This window comes from Alishewanella sp. WH16-1 (genome assembly GCF_001441695.1).
Taxonomy (GTDB): Bacteria; Pseudomonadota; Gammaproteobacteria; order Enterobacterales; family Alteromonadaceae; genus Alishewanella; species Alishewanella agri.
In genome coordinates this window covers 73,573-89,919 of record NZ_LCWL01000147.1, presented here as the reverse complement: position 1 = coordinate 89,919, position 16,347 = coordinate 73,573, and the positions used below count along the sequence as shown (strand labels likewise).

Below are 16,347 nucleotides of genomic sequence, written 5' to 3'. Positions count from 1 at the left end.
TAATGTTTAAAATGTTAATTTTCTTGCTGGTGTTCGGTAGTTTTCCACTCTTGGCTGTGACAAAGCCTGATCTGCTGTTGGCACAGGATTATCAGGATAATATTGATGTCAGTCAGTATTGGGTAAGTGAAAAGCTGGATGGTGTGCGGGCTTACTGGGATGGCAAACAGCTGATTTCCCGTGGTGGCAATATTATTCAGGCGCCAGCCTGGTTTACCGCAGACTTTCCACCACGGCCGCTCGATGGTGAGCTGTGGCTTGCCAGGCAGCAGTTTGCACAAATCTTAAGTACGGTGAGCAAGCAGCAGCCAGTGAGCAGTGAGTGGCAGCAGTTAGCCTATTATATTTTTGAGCTGCCGCAGGCAGAGGGGACTTTTACTGAACGGATCAGGATGATGCAACTGCTGGTACAGCAGCAAAATAGCCCTTATCTGCAGGTAGTACCGCAGTTTCGCGTTGCGGACAGAGCAACCTTACTGGCAACGTTGGCACAGCTGGAGCAGGCTGGCGCTGAGGGTTTAATGCTGCATCATCAGGATGCGCACTATAAAACCGGCCGCAGCGCAGATTTGCTTAAACTTAAAACCTATCAGGATGCCGAAGCGACAGTGATTGGCTATCGGCCTGGTAGGGGGAAATATCAGGGCATGGTAGGGGCGCTTATTGTCAGAACACCTGAAGGGCTGGAGTTTGCTATTGGCAGCGGCTTAACCGATGCCCTGCGGCAAACACCGCCGGCCATCGGTAGCGAAATTACTTATCGTTATAATGGTTACACCAGCAATGGGATACCGCGCTTCGCCCGATTTTTACGAGAGCGACAGGCATTCTAGCAAGGCTGCTATCGTTTTTACGCTGGTACCTCGATAGGTTTCAAAGCGACTTAACTCTGCTACGCACCTCAGTTGGCTAGCTTTGGCTGCTCACGGTTAAGCAGGGCCCGAATGCGGTCAAAAGGCGTTAGTACGATGGCATTACCCAGCAGTACCAGCGCAAAGCCGCTAAAGGTGTAACTGGTCCAGTGAAAATCTTCAAACAGGGTACTTAGCACCACTGCTACTAACGGGAACAGTACTATGGTATAGCTGGCTTTTTCCGGACCAATTTGTTTTAGCAGCGCAAAGTAACTGGCAAAAGCAATCACCGAACCAAATACCGCCAGGTAGACCAGCGACAGCAGATAGGCCGGCTCAGTACTAAAAGTAAAGCTGTGGCCCTTGATTAGTGCGGCGGCCAGCAGCACCAGGCTGCCATACAGCATACCCCAGGCATTGACCTGCATAATCGGCATTTGCTCCCGCGAATTGCGCACACTGACCATATTGCCAAAGGACGCTGACAGAGCGCCGGATAAGATCAGGATTAAGCCGAGTAAACTGGTGTTGGTGAAATCGATACCGTCCAGATCCGGCCAGAACAACACAACGATGCCGGCAATGCCGAGCAGGGCGCCAAAATAGATGCGTTTGGCCACCGGTTTGCCGAAAAACAGCCGGGTGTTAATAATGTTCATCAGCAACATAGTTGTAAAGGCTATCGCCGTCATGGCAGAGGTCAGATACTGCTGCGCCTGATAGATAAACAGGAAATTCAGCGCAAAATTCAGGCTGGCCAGCAGCAGAATAAAGCCATGCTGGCGCAGCGAAAAACGCATATCCAGCTTGCGATACCAGCAGTACAGCCACATCAGTGCCGCAGCCAGCGCAAAGCGATACAACAACGAGACTTCAATGGCCACTTCGCCCAGCTGAAACTCAATGGCAAACCAGGTCGAACCCCAAATCAGGACGGTAATCAGATACAGCAGGATATTTTGCATCGAAGGTGATCGCGCACGGCAATAATAGGGCTGCGATCATAAAGCCTTGTGCAAACTGAAAACAGTAGTCAGCGAAGAAAAATTATTAATCTGATTTTCAGGGGATTGGCTGATTGGTGCAATACGCCAACAGGGATATACTTAAGGTTCAAACAATGATGTTACAGGTGAGAAGATGCGTTTTTTAAGCCGTCGGTTGGTGATGCAAGGTGATTTAAATTATGCCAATGCCCTCTTTGGTGGCAGGGCATTAGAATGGATAGACGAGGAAGCGGCGATTTACGCCATTTGTCAGTTAGAAACCAATAGCCTGGTGACCAAGCATATGGGCGCCATCAGTTTTGAAAGCCCGGCCAAGCTGGGTGATGTGGTCGAGTTTGGTTTGGCCACCAAAGCGGTGGGCCGAACCTCTATTACGGTAAGTTGTCTGGTGCGTAACAAGGCCACCAAAAAAACCATCTGCTTTGCCGATGATATAGTATTTGTGCGGGTAGACGCACAAACGCAACGGCCAGAACCGCACCATAAAACCTTAGAGATGTTGCAGTCGCAGACGTTAAAAGAGCTGCGCACTTTAAATCTGGATCTCGAATAACAGCAAGCAACGCCGGGGGGCGGGCTTCGATAGCTGAGCTTATGATTTCCCCGGTGCTTTACTGCTACCCAAGCCGCCGCTAAGCACCAGTTGCAGGGCTTCGGCGGGCTTCATATCAAGGCTGCGGGTGCAACTGCGTGGCACTATAATGGTGTAGCCACCGACGTTATAGGCCATCGGGATAAACACCGCCAGTTGTTCTTCCTGCATCAGTGACGACATCCGATCCTCTGCCTGGCCGCCTTGTTTGGTAACAATGCCAATCAGTTCAATCTCAGATGAGGGCAGTTTCACCATCACCACCGAGCCATCACTAAAATTCTTGCCGGCCATCACATCAATTAAATCTTGCAACATGCCGTAAATTTGTTTGCTGCCCGGCAGTATCATTAATACCTTGCCCGGCAACTGCCAGAGCCAGTTCACACCAGCCCAGCGCGAGCTAAAACCAATTACCGCACAGGCGATGACAAAACACAGTATTGCCGTGCCAGGCAGATACCAGGTGGCCGGGATCAGCAATTGCACCACAGGTGCGAGTACGCTTTCGATCGTGGTCAGCAGCCAGCGCAGTAGCTCGATAGTAATAATTAACGGCAGTACAATCGCCAGGCCTTTTAATAAACTTCTTACCACTATTTTCATCAGGGATTTCAATCTGCAACAGTCAAAGTAGCGCTAGCATAACAGTGATCAGGAAGTGGGCGCCAGTCTGGGGCTGGTTGGCCTTTGGCGGTTAGATTTTGAATGTCTGGCACTGTTTTAATTGCAAAACGAGGCGTGCGGTTGAACAGGATAATCTAAAAGTTAGTTTAGCTATTGCTGCAATACGCAGAAGTCGCCAGAATAAGCGGCGAGTCTACCGGGGTACTTATGGTTAATCTGACATTATTGGGCGCTTTTATTCCCACCTTTTTATTTGTCTCTGTTACGCCGGGCATGTGTATGACGCTGGCCATGACCTTGGGGATGAGTCAGGGCGTGCGTCGTACCTTCTGGATGATGTGGGGCGAGATGCTGGGCGTGGGTTTAGTTGCCATGGCGGCGGTATTAGGTGTAGCCGCTCTGATGCTGAAGTTTCCGGACCTGTTTCAGTGGTTTAAGCTGCTTGGTGCCGCCTATCTAACTTATGTTGGCATCCAAATGTGGCGTGCCAAAGGTAAACTGGCGCTGCCGCAGCTGGGCACAGCGCCGGTGTTGTTACCGCGGCGCACCTTGTTTAGTCAGGGCTTTATTACCGCCGTGTCTAACCCCAAAGGCTGGGCCTTTCATATGGCGTTATTACCGCCCTTTATCGATAGCAAACTGGCGTTTTGGCCGCAATTGCTGGTGCTGGTGGCCATTATTCTGCTGCTGGAGTTTGGCTCTATGCTGTTGTATGCCAGTGGCGGCAAGGCGCTGGCGCTGTTTTTGACGAAAACCAACCGGCTACAGTATTTAAACCGCATTGGCGCCTGCCTGATGTTTGGCGTCGCAATCTGGATGTTAGTGGGTTAAAGCCGTCAGTTGTAAGAAATAGCTGACGACTGTCTATCCCGCTTTACGTTATTAATCGCAGCCCGCGGGCGATTAGCCGGTGGCTTATGCGCCTGCGCTAGAGGTTGTGATAAAATCACGATAATTTCTCTGCCCCTACATCAGGAGTTGTTGTGACCGCGATTTCCAGTTTATACCCGCAGCCGCTATGGCAATGGTTCGCCCAAATCTGTGCTATTCCACATCCGTCCAAGCATGAGCAGGCGCTTAGCCGGCATATTCAGGCCTGGGCCCGCGATAAAGGTTTAACCGTCGTGGAAGACAAGGTAGGCAACCTGATCATTAAAAAGCCGGCCACAGCGGGGATGGAAAACCGTAAAACCGTGGTGATCCAGGCGCATCTGGATATGGTGCCGCAAAAAAATGCCGATAAGGTACACGACTTTACTAAAGATCCTATAGATGCCTATGTCGATGGTGAATGGGTCACGGCCCGGGGCACCACGCTGGGTGCAGATAACGGTATTGGTATGGCATCGGCGCTGGCTATTTTAGGTAGTGACGACATTAAACATGGTCCGTTGGAAGTGCTGTTAACGATCGACGAAGAAGCCGGTATGACCGGTGCTTTTGGCCTTGAAGCCGGCCTGCTCGACGCCGAGATCCTGATTAATACCGACTCGGAGCAGGAAGGCGAAATCTATATGGGCTGCGCCGGCGGTGTCGATGCCGAGTTTAGTATCCCCATGCAATGGCAACCGGTACCGGCTGGGCATCAGGCTTATCGCTTAAATCTGAGTGGTTTAAAAGGTGGCCACTCCGGGGTGAATATTCATTTAGGCCGCGGCAATGCGAATAAATTACTGGCGCGTTTTCTGGTTGAGCAGGCGGTAACTCTGGATTTGAAAGTCAGTGAAATCAGCGGTGGTTCATTGCGTAATGCGATTCCGCGCGAGGCCGGCGTGACCATTACCGTTGCAGCAGATAAAAAAGTCTTACTGGAAAATGCGGTGGCAGCCTTTGAAACCCTGATCCGTCAGGAGCTATCAGCGGTAGAGCCGGCGATTAAGTTTGCGGTTGCTGAGACCATTTTACCGGCCCAGGTGATGAATAATGCCAGCCAGCATAAGGTTTTACACCTGCTTAATGCTTGCCCGAACGGCGTTGTGCGGATGAGCGACGATATTGCCGGTGTGGTAGAAACGTCATTAAATCTGGGGGTCGTTACCACCACCGGCGATACCGTTCAGGTGGTCTGTTTAATCCGTTCGCTGATCGACTCCGGCCGCGAGCAGGTTGAGAGCACCCTGGCATCATTAGCAGCCCTGACCGGTGTTGCGGTGAAGTTCAGTGGTGCTTATCCGGGTTGGAAGCCCGATCCAGCTTCGCCGGTGATGGCGATTGTTAAAGATACCTATCAGGCAATCTATAACAAAGAGCCGGTGATTATGGTGATCCATGCTGGTTTGGAATGCGGTTTGTTTAAAAAGCCGTACCCAGAGATGGATATGGTGTCGATTGGCCCAACTATCCGCTACCCACATGGTCCGGATGAGATGGTCAATATCGAAACTGTCGGTCAGTACTGGCAGCTGCTGCTGGCGGTTTTAGAGCGGATCCCGGCAAAAGCTTAATTTCATTTTTACAGTAATAATACGCCGGCCTGTGCAAAGCGCAGTGCCGGCGTTTTTTTGCGCTAGCGACAAGGCGCTAGCCAGATCAGCTGATCCAGGGCAATGCCAATGCGTTCGGCTTCGGCCAGATAGGGCGCACATTCTGCAGCGGATAACTGCGGCTTGCGGGCCAACAGCCAGGCGTAATCGAGATTCGGACCGACCACCAGGGCTATCTGGTAATCTGGATCCAACTTGGCAATATTATAACCGCCGTAAAAAGGCCCAAAGAACGATACCTTTAAGCGGCCGGTATTAGTGTCATCAACAAAGTAGGCTTTGCCGGTTGCACTTTTCCAACGCTCTTTTGCGGCATCATAGCCCCGATTAAGGACGCTGATACCGCCATCATCACGCAAGCTATATTCCGCCGTTACCTGCGTTAAACCGCGTTCAAACGAGTGATCCAGCCGCGCGATTTCATGCCAGCTACCTAAATAGCGCTCCAGCTCAAAGGGACTAACCGGTGTGACTTTATCCGGCACGCTGGTGCAACCCGCGAGTAATAACAATAACAGCCAATAAATACGCATAAAAAATTTCCTGCCAGGCAATCGGTTAGCTTAGTTTATACGTTTAATCATCATTATGGTTTTTTGAGAAGTCATTATGGCCCTCAATATTTTTCGAAATTTGCCACACTTGAGCTGTACCAGCGTTATGCGCTGATGGAGAATGCCAGTGACCTTTAGTGATGAACAACGCTCGCGTATTATCGAAATGGCGTGGGAAGATCGTACCCCCTTCGAGGTTATTGAAAACCTATATGGCTTGAATGAAAACGCGCTAATTCGCTTTATGCGGGCTGAATTAAAAGCTAGTAGTTTTCGGCTATGGCGGGCCAGAGTCAGTGGCCGTAAAACCAAACATCTGAAATTGCGAAACCCTGAGATTAGCCGCGCTTATTGCCCCACCCAATATAAACGCTAAGTGCGAACAATCGGCGGGTTTATTCCCTCAGCAGGGCATGTTTTAATAGCGGTTATTCCTTTATAAGCAGGGGGCCGCTAATGCTAGCCTTAACTGAGCAGGCGTTACTTAAAACCACATCTTATATCAACGGCCAATGGCTGGCGTCAAAAGCAGGCGTTTTTCAAGTCGTTAATCCGGCGAGTGGTGAAGTGTTAGCAACGGTTAGCGAAGCGGGCGAAACTGAGGCCGTTTTTGCCGTTGAAGCTGCAGCAGCCGCGCAGCCAGCCTGGGCGGCACTGCCCGCTGCGGAACGCGCGGCCATATTATTACGTTGGCAACAGCTACTGCAGCAACATGAAGCGGATCTGGCGTTATTACTGACACTGGAGCAAGGCAAGCCGTTGGTGGAGGCCCGGGCAGAAATTCGTTATGGCGCTGCTTACCTAAGCTGGTTTGCTGAAGAAGCAAAACGTCTCTATGGCGATATTATTCCGCCGGCCGCGCCCGATAAACAGATCCTGGTATTGCGTCAGCCATTAGGTGTCGTGACGGCGATCACCCCATGGAATTTCCCCAATGCGATGTTAATGCGCAAAGCTGCCGCCGCCCTTGCTGCGGGCTGTAGTTTTGTGGTGAAGCCGGCAGCACAAACGCCGTTGTCGGCGCTGGCCTGTGCCGAATTGGCGCAGCGTGCCGGCGTACCGGCCGGCATCTTTAATGTGCTGGTCGGTACTGCGGCCCAACAACTTGGCGAAGTGTTAACCCGGCATCCGCTGGTAAACAAATTTAGTTTTACCGGCTCCACTGCGGTGGGAAAGCAACTGCTAAAACAGTGCGCTGATGGCGTGAAACGCGTTAGTATGGAGTTGGGTGGCAACGCACCCTTTATCGTGTTTGCCAGTGCCGATCTGGACGCTGCTGCCGAGGGGTTAATCGCCGCCAAGTTTCGTAATGCCGGCCAAACCTGTGTTTGTGCCAACCGGGTATTGGTTGACGAGTGTATTCTCGAACAGTTCCTGCAAATCTTATTGCCTAAAGTGCGGGCACTTCAAGTCGGTGCCGGCACTGACCCAAACGTAACTATTGGGCCTTTAATAGAGGCTAAAGCTGTGGCTAAGGTGCAGCAGTTACTGGACGATGCACTGCAGCATGGCGCGCAGTTGCGGCTAGGCGGCAACCCACATCCGGCCGGAGCCTTGTTTTTTGAACCGACGGTGTTGACCGGCGTTACGCCGCAGATGCAGCTATTCCAACAAGAGATTTTCGGGCCGCTGTTGGCGATAACCAGCTTTAGTACTGAACAGCAAGCGATTGCGCTGGCCAATGCCACCGATTATGGCCTGGCCGGCTATTTTTATAGTCAGCAGCTGGGGCAGGTATTTCGGGTGGCACAAGCATTAGAGTTTGGGATGTTGGGGATTAATGACGGGATTATTTCTAATGCTGCTGCGCCTTTTGGAGGGGTAAAACAGTCCGGCTATGGCCGGGAAGGCTCAAAATATGGGCTTGATGATTATACTTCCCTGAAATATTTAGCCTTAGGCGGGCTTAGGTAAGTCACTACTTCCGCTTAGTTTTCTACTACACTTATGCTAAACGAACAACTGCAACCGTAGTTAAATAGCCATGACAGACAGGAACAGGAGCGGGATGGACTCACAACTTAGTTTGCTGGCTGGCTATGTCGCCGGCGCCAATTCAATAGAAGATCTGACCCGCCCGATGCTGCGCTTAATTCAGCAACTTACCGGGCTGGAGTCGACCTACCTGACCAGTATCAATTTTCCGGCCGGTGTGCAACGTATTGAGTATGTGTTAAATGCTGGCAAGCTCCAACTACCGGAAGGGTTGGAAGTGCCCTGGCATGACACCCTATGCAAAAGAGCACTGGAAAGTGGCCGTTTTATAACCAGCGATGTAGCTGCAACCTGGCCGGACTCGGCAGCGGCGAAAAAATTGGGATTACAAACCTATATGAGTGTGCCGGTCGTGGACGCAGTGGGGGAGGTTTGCGGCACACTTTGTGGTGCTAGTTCCCAGCAATTACAGCTGCAGGATCGGCCGGAATTGCTGCAAATTTTACAACTGTGTGCCGAGTTAATCAGTGTGCAGTGGGCACGCGACAGGCAGCAACAAAGCACCCTGCTGCGCGCCAGCCGCGCCGAGCGGGAGCTAAGTACCGTCAAGTTGCTGGCTGCGGTAAGTGATTTTGCCGTTGCTGCTCAGTCGTTGCCTTTGGCGGTAGAGCAGGTCGCGGATTTAATGCGGCAAAGCGGTCAATGGCAGCATATTTTTACTTTTAGCACCGGCGCCGAACAGCAAAGGCTGTGGCAGGAGACGGCACCTGCGGCTGAACTGGAGAGTTGGCTTAGCCAGGCCGATCTTTCCGTGACAGGCTCGAATATACAGGTTCTCCCTGGTGCGACCTGCCCACCGCAGTTCAGTGGTAGCCACAGCTCGTTACTCAATATTTATGATGCGCAGGGTGTGGTTGCAGGGTTGCTGGTGATCAGCGCTAACGATCACCTGACTGGCGAACAGCAGCTGATGTTAAGCGGGATCGGCAATACCTTGTCATTGCTGGCAACGCGCTTACAGGAGCATCAGCAACTTTCTGATTTAAATGAACAGTTAACGTATCACGCCAGGCATGATGCTTTGACCGGGCTGCCAAACCGCCGCTATTTGCTGGAAGAGCTGGAACGTTTAATTGCCCGTGGTAACCGTCAGCAACTCGGGTTTTATTTAATTTTTGTCGATTTAGATAAATTTAAGCAGATTAACGACCAGTTCGGGCATGAAACCGGTGATGAATTTTTACGCCAGGTGGGGCAGCGGCTGAGTGAGTGTTTACGTAAAGGTGACTTTGTAGCCCGCCAGGGTGGCGATGAGTTTGTGATGTTATGTCAGGCGCAGGAAATCTCGAAAGAGCAGGCGCAATTATTGGTGAACCGGATCCGGCAAACATGCAGTGGTGTTTACTCGTTAGGCACACATAAGGTGCTGTATCACGGGCCCAGTATCGGCACCGTCAGCTGGCATAGTGGTGATAGCCGGGAGCTGGATTTGCTGCTTAGTCTGGCCGATGTGGCGATGTATCAGGATAAGCAGCGGCGCCGGGCTATGCCGGCACCGCAGTTGTTGAACTAAGGTTTAGTCCTTGCGGTAGCGCTTAAACCAGGCCAGCGCATGCTCCACCTTGGCAATTAACCATGACGGCCGGTTAGTGACACCATGGTAAGCATCGGGTACCCGCACCATGGCACTATCAACCTGCCGTAACTGCAGCGCCTGATAGTATTGCTCGGTTTCGGCAATAGGCGTGCGCCGATCTTTTTCACCGGTAAACAGTAACACCGGCGTGCTGACACTACCCACTAAAGACAACGGTGAACGCTGCCAGTAATGCGCCTGTTCATCCCAGGGTGTGCCGGGGAACTGATTGCGGATCTGACCAACATAGCTGTCGGCAGCCAGTACTTTTGAGGTCCAGTTAACCACCGGATTGGTCGCAGCAGCGGCATTAAAACGCTGGGTTAAACCTACCGCATACAGGGTTGCAATGCCACCGGCCGAACCGCCTGCGATAAACAGGTTATTCTGATCGATAAAGCCTTTCGCCAGCATCGCATCGACCCCCGACATATGGTCTTTAAAGTCATGCTCAGAGGAATAATTGTAGTGCAGCAGCATCGCAAAGCGCTCGCCATAGCTGGTACTGCCGCGGTAGTTGTTATACAACACCACATAACCTTCAGCGGCATAGCGTTGTAGCTCAGCAGCAAACTGCGGACCATAGGCCAGATGTGGTCCACCATGAATTTCCAGGATCAGCGGATATTTTTTGCTGGGGTCGAAATCAGGCGGCGTAATATACCAGGCCTGGATTTCTTCATTGCCGGCAGTCGAAGTGTAGCGGATCTCCTGCACCTTACCGAGCTGACGCTGTGCCAACAACCCACCATTGAGATCGGTAAGGGTGCGGCTGGCCTTATTCCGAAACACGGCCACTTCGGCCGGGCGCTGGCTGCTGCCCTGAGTGTAAGCCAAGGTGCCATTGCTGGCGACGCTATACATGCCGCTTAAGTATGGCCGGCCCCAGCTGGTACCGCCCAGATCTGAGACTAAGTCGGTCATGCGGTCGCGGGTACTGATTTGTGCAACCTTAGTCAGGCCACGATCAGCATACTGGAATACCAGGGTGTTATTGCTAACCCAATTTGGATTTTCGACACTACGATCCAGCTCAGCTGCCAACATCCGGATCTGCCGTGAACCCAGATCCAGCAGCTTCAGTTTACTGTTAACGTAAGATACGGCATCCGGCCGGGTAAAGGTAAAGGCCAGCGTTTTACCATCTGGCGACAACGCTGGTTCCGCTTCTTCACCGTCTAAGCTGGTCAGCTGGGTCAGTTGTTGATTGCGCAGATTCACCTGATATAAGTCGGCCTGGCGGCTTTGTAACTCCCAATCCGGATGACGGTTGGCGGAGAAAATCAGGTTTTGGCTATCGGTTGTCCAGACTAAGGGCCCCCGATGCTCAAAAGCACCAGTGGTGAGCTGTCGCTCTACGCCACCATCAGCCGGTAGTACAAAAATCTGGGTGTAGGCAGATCGCATAACGCCGCGACCATCTGCCTGATAATAAGTACGCTCGACCACGATGGGGCTGGCGGCCCAGTTCGCGTTAGCGGGTTTTTTCGGTTGATAAACACTTTTGGCAAACTCGGTGGCAGGAGCGGGTACGTCTGCCATAAAGGCAATCTGCTGACCATCCGGCGACCAGCTAAGCTGACCGGGACGCAACTGCACCTGGCTAATTGCTGCCGTTTTTTGCTCCTTCAACCAATACACATAAATCTGACTGCTGCCATCACGTTCAGAAACAAAGGCAATACGGTTATTATCCGGCGCCCAACGTGGCTGACTGTAGCTAAAATTATCGGCAAACAGCGGCGAATGGGCGCCGGTATCAAGATCCAGTAACCATAAGCTGCTCTCGGTACGATCAGTCATGACATTATTTTGCTGCCGTACATAGACAACACGTTTGCCATCAGGCGAGATTTGTACATCGTTGGCACCAGCCAGACGGAAAATATCTTCGGCTTGCAGTGGCGTAGCAGTATTGATATTTGCGCTGCTTGCCAGCACCGCAGGTGCAAAACTGATTGCGGCTAATAGGCCAGCCAGGGGTAACAGTTTCATAAAACCTCTTGCGTGATTATTTTGTCTGTACCTTACCTGTTCCATACCGCACTGCAACTAAAAATCCGGCAAAGCTCATAATTTTCAGGACCATCGTAAGAAAGCGTCAGCTTCTTTGATCTGGATGCTGGCAAAGCTATTGCGGCCTGACTAGGCTTTGCTTGTCTGTACAAATTAGCGCCGGTTTCGCTGGTATTAGCGGACCTGTTGCCAGATTAACGCGGGAGAGTTCTGATGCGTAACCTTATCGCTTATTTACTGCTCAGTGCCTTGCTTTACGGCGCGCAGACTATGGCTGCCGGGCAACTCTGGCTGGTAACACCACAAACGGCTACTGCGGTAGCTGTCGGGAAAGATGCTGCGTCATTGTCACCGTTACCGTCAGCGCAGCAGTTACAGGCCTTTCTCAGCCTCGATATCCGTAATCGGGCAGTCACCAGCTTTGATAGTCAGCTGTTGCAATTACAGGGCACTGGTATGCAGCCAGTGTTGGTAATGCAGTACTGTTTTGAGCAGCAAAGTTTTATCTTCCAGCCTGACTGGTTGGGGCCAACAGGCAATAATGATCTTTGGCTCAGCCCCGCCTTACTGCAGCAGCTTGGCTTGCCACAGCAACGCTTGCCAATGCAAATCGATGACTTTACCGAGCAATTTAGCGGCCAGGCCGATGAAAGTACCCAGATCCAATATCTGAGCCGGCAGATCACTGTTCGCGGCATAATCCCAAGCCGGTTGACCTTGCCCGGACCGGCTAACTTTGTGATCCGCAGTGATTGTAACCCGCCACCACAACAAGAGCGCAGCGTTATGCCGCCACACTTTTTGTTATGGTGCGATTGCCCACAGGACGATTTAGCCCAGTCATTACAGCAGTATTTAACAGGCTTATATCGTCAGGCTGGGGTGCAGGTGCAGTTTAGTTTGAAGCGATTGTAGAGTAAAAACTTGGTTTGAGGTTCGCCAAGTGGTTTTTTGTGCGTAAGCTCGCTGGACCAGGTGCTTTCAGAGTTAAGCGAGGCTATATGAGGGAGCAATATGCTTGAAGTCGTTGCTATCGGAATTTATGTATAGCTTTTTCTGTTTTTTATACATTTAGATTGCGTTATGTATAAGTTTTGCGTTTTTCTATGTATATTGCTCACCACAAGAGTAGAAAAAGTGATTTTCTATGCATAATAACTTACCTCAGTTGCCATTGGCAGATATTGCTAACTGGGAAACCCGCAATGTGTTAAAAAAAGCGGCTGAAGCCCATCGTTATCTGGCAGAGCTTAAAGGGGTAGCTGCCAGTATCCCGAATGAAACTATCTTAATTAACACTCTCGCCTTACAAGAAGCGAAAGACAGCTCGGAGGTGGAAAATATTGTCACCACCCACGATGAGCTTTACAAAGCCAACTTGTTTGAAGAAGCGTTAACCAATCCTGCAACGAAAGAAGTGCAGGACTATGCCTTCGCACTGAAACAAGCTTTTGTTACCGTCAGGCAAACCGGCTTAATCAGGCTGGATGATATTTTAGCCGTACAGCAACAGTTAGAGCATAATCAGGCAGGCTTACGCCGTTTACCGGGCACAGCATTAAAAAATGCCCGTACTGGTGAAGTCGTGTATACACCGCCGCAACATGCGACCGAGATCAGCCAGCTTATGGCTAACTTAGTGCAATATATCAATGACGATAGCCTGTGTGACGCTGATCCACTGGTTAAGATGGCACTGATCCATCATCAGTTTGAAAGTATTCACCCGTTTTATGATGGCAATGGCCGTACCGGGCGCATTATCAATATTTTGTACTTGGTAGCAAAAGGCTTGCTCAACCTGCCGGTATTGTATTTAAGCCGTTTTATTATTACGCATAAAGCAGATTACTACACGCAATTGCAGCAGGTGCGTGAAACGGGTAACTGGGAGCCATGGCTGCTGTATATGCTGGACGGTATTACGGTTACTGCTCAAGATACCATCAACCTGATCATCAATATCAAAGCCTTGATGCGAGGTGTAAAACACCGGCTGCGCGAGAAACTACCGAAAATTTATCGCCAGGAGCTATTAAATAATCTGTTTTCTCACCCCTACACCAAGATCGAATTTCTGGTTGAGGAATTAGGTGTAAGTCGTATTACGGCGACGAAGTATCTGGAGTTGCTGGTTGAGCATGGGTTTTTACAGAAACAGAAAATAGGCCGTGGCAATTACTATATTAACCAGCCCTTATGCGAGCTATTAACCGCACACGGCTAAATTAGATTGAAGTATTAAGAGTAAACTATGACCAACAAGGATATTGTACAAAACGTTGGAACCTGTGTGACGAGCTGCGTGACAATGGCATTAACTATACCTATTACGTTGCCCGAATGGACTGTCAGAGAAATTAGTGATCGCAGCCAAAAACAGAATAGTGAAAAATAGATACTGATTCTAGAACGCTGTTAAGGAAGCGAGAGCAGTCCGCTGTGGGACAGCATGAAAGCGAAGCTTGAAATGGTGGCCCCAGCTGGACTCGAACCAGCGACCGATCGATTATGAGTCGAGTGCTCTAACCAACTGAGCTATGGGGCCTGAATTGTATGACCGCCTTTCGCCTAAGCTATGGGACCATGCAAACGCGAGGAAGTATAAAAACTTTTACTAACTTTGTCATCCGGCTTCTGACACTAACTTCAATTGGTTGCTGCTTTTTTACGCTGAAAACGCTTAAAACACCAAAGACGCTAAAAAGCGCCTTTGGTTTCTAGCGGACAGAGCTGTAATTACTCGTCCAGGAAGCTTTTTAGTACTTCAGAGCGTGAAGGGTGGCGCAGCTTACGCAGGGCCTTGGCTTCAATTTGCCGGATCCGCTCACGCGTTACGTCAAACTGTTTGCCCACTTCTTCCAGCGTATGGTCGGTATTCATATCGATACCAAAGCGCATCCGCAGAACCTTGGCTTCGCGGGCGGTTAAGCCGGCCAGTACTTCGTTGGTAGCGTTTTTCAGGCTTTCCATGGTCGCAGAGTCCAGTGGTGATTCACCGCTGGAGTCTTCGATAAAGTCGCCCAGATGCGAATCTTCATCATCACCAATCGGCGTTTCCATTGAAATCGGCTCTTTGGCGATCTTCAGTACCTTGCGGATCTTATCTTCCGGCATTTGCATCCGTTCTGATAATTCCTCTGGTGAGGGTTCGCGGCCCATCTCCTGCAGCATTTGCCGTGAAATCCGGTTCAGCTTGTTGATGGTTTCAATCATATGCACCGGGATACGGATGGTCCGCGCCTGGTCAGCGATAGAACGAGTAATGGCCTGACGGATCCACCAGGTTGCATAAGTTGAGAACTTATAGCCACGGCGATATTCAAATTTATCTACCGCTTTCATCAGGCCGATATTGCCTTCCTGAATTAAGTCCAGGAATTGCAAGCCACGGTTGGTGTACTTTTTGGCAATCGAAATGACCAGACGTAAGTTCGCCTCTACCATTTCTTTTTTCGCGCGGCGGGCTTTGGCTTCACCAATCGACATCCGGCGGTTGATATCTTTAATTTTAAAGATGCTGAGGCCGGTTTCTTCTTCGACCTTCTTCAGCTTTTCAATACAGCGGAATAATTCGTCTTTGGCTTCGGCTAATTTTGCTGAATACGGTTTGCTGCCACTGATTTCCGCATCAACCCAGGCGGTCGATGTTTCGTGGCCGGTAAAGGCTTTAACGAAGTTTTTCTTCGGCATCTTGGCGTATTCAACGGCGTGTTTCATTACCAACCGTTCCTGCACCCGCACCCGGTCCATCATCTCACGCATGTTTTTAACCAGGCGGTCGAATTGCTTAGGTACCAGGCGGAAGCAGCGGAATACTTCGCTTAGCTTTTCAATTTCGGTTTTGGTAGTGGCATGCTCGCGGCCGTTCTGCACAATTGAGTTGCGGGTCACTTCGTATTGGGCGCGCAGCTCAGCGAACTTTTGTTTCGCCAGCTCCGGATCCGGGCCACTATCGCCATCATCGCTGTCACTGTCGCCGTCTTCGTCGCTATCATCGTCAGAGTCAGAGCTGTCATCCTGGTGCTCTTCCGGCAGATCAGAGCCGATATTGCTGCCCATTACCGGCGCATCATCGACTTCATTCGGGTCAACGAAAGCAGACACGATATCGCTTAAGCGGATTTCTTCCGCTTCGTATTTATCCCACTGTTCCAGCAGGTAGGTAATGGCTTCCGGATATTCTGCTACGGAGGTTTGTACCTGGTTAATCCCGTCTTCAATGCGCTTGGCAATATCGATTTCGCCCTCGCGGGTTAACAGCTCCACGGTACCCATTTCGCGCATATACATCCGCACCGGATCGGTAGTACGACCCAGTTCTTTGTCTACGCTGACCAGCGCCTGAGCAGCTTCTTCCACCGCATCTTCATCGGCGGTGGCATCAGACATAATCAGATCATCGGCATCAGGGGCACTTTCGAATACCTGAATACCCATATCGTTGATCATGCGAATAATATCTTCGATCTGATCAGAGTCGATAATGTCTTGTGGAAGGTGATCGTTTACTTCGGCAAAGGTCAGATACCCTTGCTCTTTACCTTTCAGGATCAGGAGTTTTAACTGCGACTGAGGACTTTGCTCCATAGAGACTTATCTTCCACCAAAGTTGATTAATCTAAAAATGCGAACTGGCGATT

At 50.6% G+C, this 16,347-nt stretch carries 14 protein-coding genes and 1 tRNA gene; 9 read left to right on the top strand and 6 right to left on the bottom strand.

The genetic code is table 11. The annotated features are described in order from the left end of the window. Positions 1 to 2 precede the first annotated feature (2 nt). On the top strand, positions 3 to 833 hold the full coding sequence (locus AAY72_RS16040; protein ID WP_057788896.1) for a DNA ligase: 831 nt from the start codon (positions 3 to 5) through the stop codon (positions 831 to 833). A 68-nt stretch (positions 834 to 901) separates the two neighbouring features. On the opposite strand, the gene AAY72_RS16035 is transcribed toward AAY72_RS16040, so the two are convergent. Continuing rightward, the gene (locus tag AAY72_RS16035) at positions 902 to 1,819 is read right to left on the bottom strand and encodes a DMT family transporter (protein ID WP_008609228.1); all 918 of its coding nucleotides are present in this window, start codon (positions 1,817 to 1,819) and stop codon (positions 902 to 904) included. A 175-nt stretch (positions 1,820 to 1,994) separates the two neighbouring features. On the opposite strand from AAY72_RS16035, the gene AAY72_RS16030 reads away from it, so the two are divergent. Further along, the gene (locus AAY72_RS16030; RefSeq protein WP_008609222.1) at positions 1,995 to 2,414 is read left to right on the top strand and encodes an acyl-CoA thioesterase; all 420 of its coding nucleotides are present in this window, start codon (positions 1,995 to 1,997) and stop codon (positions 2,412 to 2,414) included. Positions 2,415 to 2,453: 39 nt separating this feature from the next. Here AAY72_RS16030 and AAY72_RS16025 read toward each other — a convergent pair whose 3' ends face one another. Beyond that, positions 2,454 to 3,059, bottom strand: coding sequence for a DUF502 domain-containing protein (locus AAY72_RS16025; protein WP_057788893.1), 606 nt, complete (start codon positions 3,057 to 3,059; stop codon positions 2,454 to 2,456). Between the two features lie 228 nt (positions 3,060 to 3,287). On the opposite strand from AAY72_RS16025, the gene AAY72_RS16020 reads away from it, so the two are divergent. Together AAY72_RS16020 and AAY72_RS16015 are read left to right on the top strand one after the other, a co-directional pair. Next, the gene (locus AAY72_RS16020; protein ID WP_057788892.1) at positions 3,288 to 3,911 is read left to right on the top strand and encodes a LysE family translocator; all 624 of its coding nucleotides are present in this window, start codon (positions 3,288 to 3,290) and stop codon (positions 3,909 to 3,911) included. A gap of 152 nt (positions 3,912 to 4,063) precedes the next feature. Then, positions 4,064 to 5,524 (top strand): aminoacyl-histidine dipeptidase, encoded by a 1,461-nt coding sequence (locus AAY72_RS16015; protein ID WP_057788891.1) that lies wholly within the window; start codon positions 4,064 to 4,066, stop codon positions 5,522 to 5,524. A 62-nt stretch (positions 5,525 to 5,586) separates the two neighbouring features. Here AAY72_RS16015 and AAY72_RS16010 read toward each other — a convergent pair whose 3' ends face one another. Next, positions 5,587 to 6,096 carry a lipocalin family protein gene (locus AAY72_RS16010; RefSeq protein ID WP_008985473.1) on the bottom strand — a complete coding sequence of 170 codons (510 nt, stop codon included), beginning with the start codon at positions 6,094 to 6,096 and terminating at the stop codon, positions 5,587 to 5,589. A gap of 142 nt (positions 6,097 to 6,238) precedes the next feature. Here AAY72_RS16010 and AAY72_RS16005 point away from each other — a divergent pair, with 142 nt between their 5' ends. The 3 genes from AAY72_RS16005 to AAY72_RS15995 all read left to right on the top strand — a co-directional run bounded on the left by AAY72_RS16005 (position 6,239) and on the right by AAY72_RS15995 (position 9,625). After that, the gene (locus tag AAY72_RS16005) at positions 6,239 to 6,493 is read left to right on the top strand and encodes a TIGR03643 family protein (RefSeq protein ID WP_197408434.1); all 255 of its coding nucleotides are present in this window, start codon (positions 6,239 to 6,241) and stop codon (positions 6,491 to 6,493) included. An 80-nt stretch (positions 6,494 to 6,573) separates the two neighbouring features. Continuing rightward, positions 6,574 to 8,031: an NAD-dependent succinate-semialdehyde dehydrogenase gene (locus tag AAY72_RS16000; protein ID WP_057788890.1), complete on the top strand. Its 1,458-nt coding sequence runs from the start codon at positions 6,574 to 6,576 to the stop codon at positions 8,029 to 8,031. Positions 8,032 to 8,125: 94 nt separating this feature from the next. Then, complete coding sequence (locus tag AAY72_RS15995; protein ID WP_057788888.1) at positions 8,126 to 9,625, top strand: GGDEF domain-containing protein; 1,500 nt, start codon at positions 8,126 to 8,128, stop codon at positions 9,623 to 9,625. 3 nt (positions 9,626 to 9,628) lie between these two features. Here AAY72_RS15995 and AAY72_RS15990 read toward each other — a convergent pair whose 3' ends face one another. Beyond that, positions 9,629 to 11,683, bottom strand: a complete 2,055-nt coding sequence (locus tag AAY72_RS15990; RefSeq protein WP_057788886.1) for a S9 family peptidase — start codon at positions 11,681 to 11,683, stop codon at positions 9,629 to 9,631. A gap of 234 nt (positions 11,684 to 11,917) precedes the next feature. On the opposite strand from AAY72_RS15990, the gene AAY72_RS15985 reads away from it, so the two are divergent. Both AAY72_RS15985 and AAY72_RS15980 read left to right on the top strand, forming a co-directional pair. Further along, positions 11,918 to 12,619 (top strand): hypothetical protein, encoded by a 702-nt coding sequence (locus tag AAY72_RS15985; RefSeq protein ID WP_057788884.1) that lies wholly within the window; start codon positions 11,918 to 11,920, stop codon positions 12,617 to 12,619. Between the two features lie 232 nt (positions 12,620 to 12,851). Next, complete coding sequence (locus AAY72_RS15980) at positions 12,852 to 13,931, top strand: Fic family protein (protein WP_057788882.1); 1,080 nt, start codon at positions 12,852 to 12,854, stop codon at positions 13,929 to 13,931. Between the two features lie 244 nt (positions 13,932 to 14,175). On the opposite strand, the gene AAY72_RS15975 is transcribed toward AAY72_RS15980, so the two are convergent. Next, positions 14,176 to 14,252: transfer RNA gene (locus AAY72_RS15975), tRNA-Ile, on the bottom strand. Between the two features lie 191 nt (positions 14,253 to 14,443). Further along, entirely contained in the window at positions 14,444 to 16,294 is a 1,851-nt protein-coding gene (gene rpoD / locus AAY72_RS15970) for an RNA polymerase sigma factor RpoD (RefSeq protein WP_008985480.1), read from the bottom strand. Positions 16,295 to 16,347 lie beyond the last annotated feature (53 nt).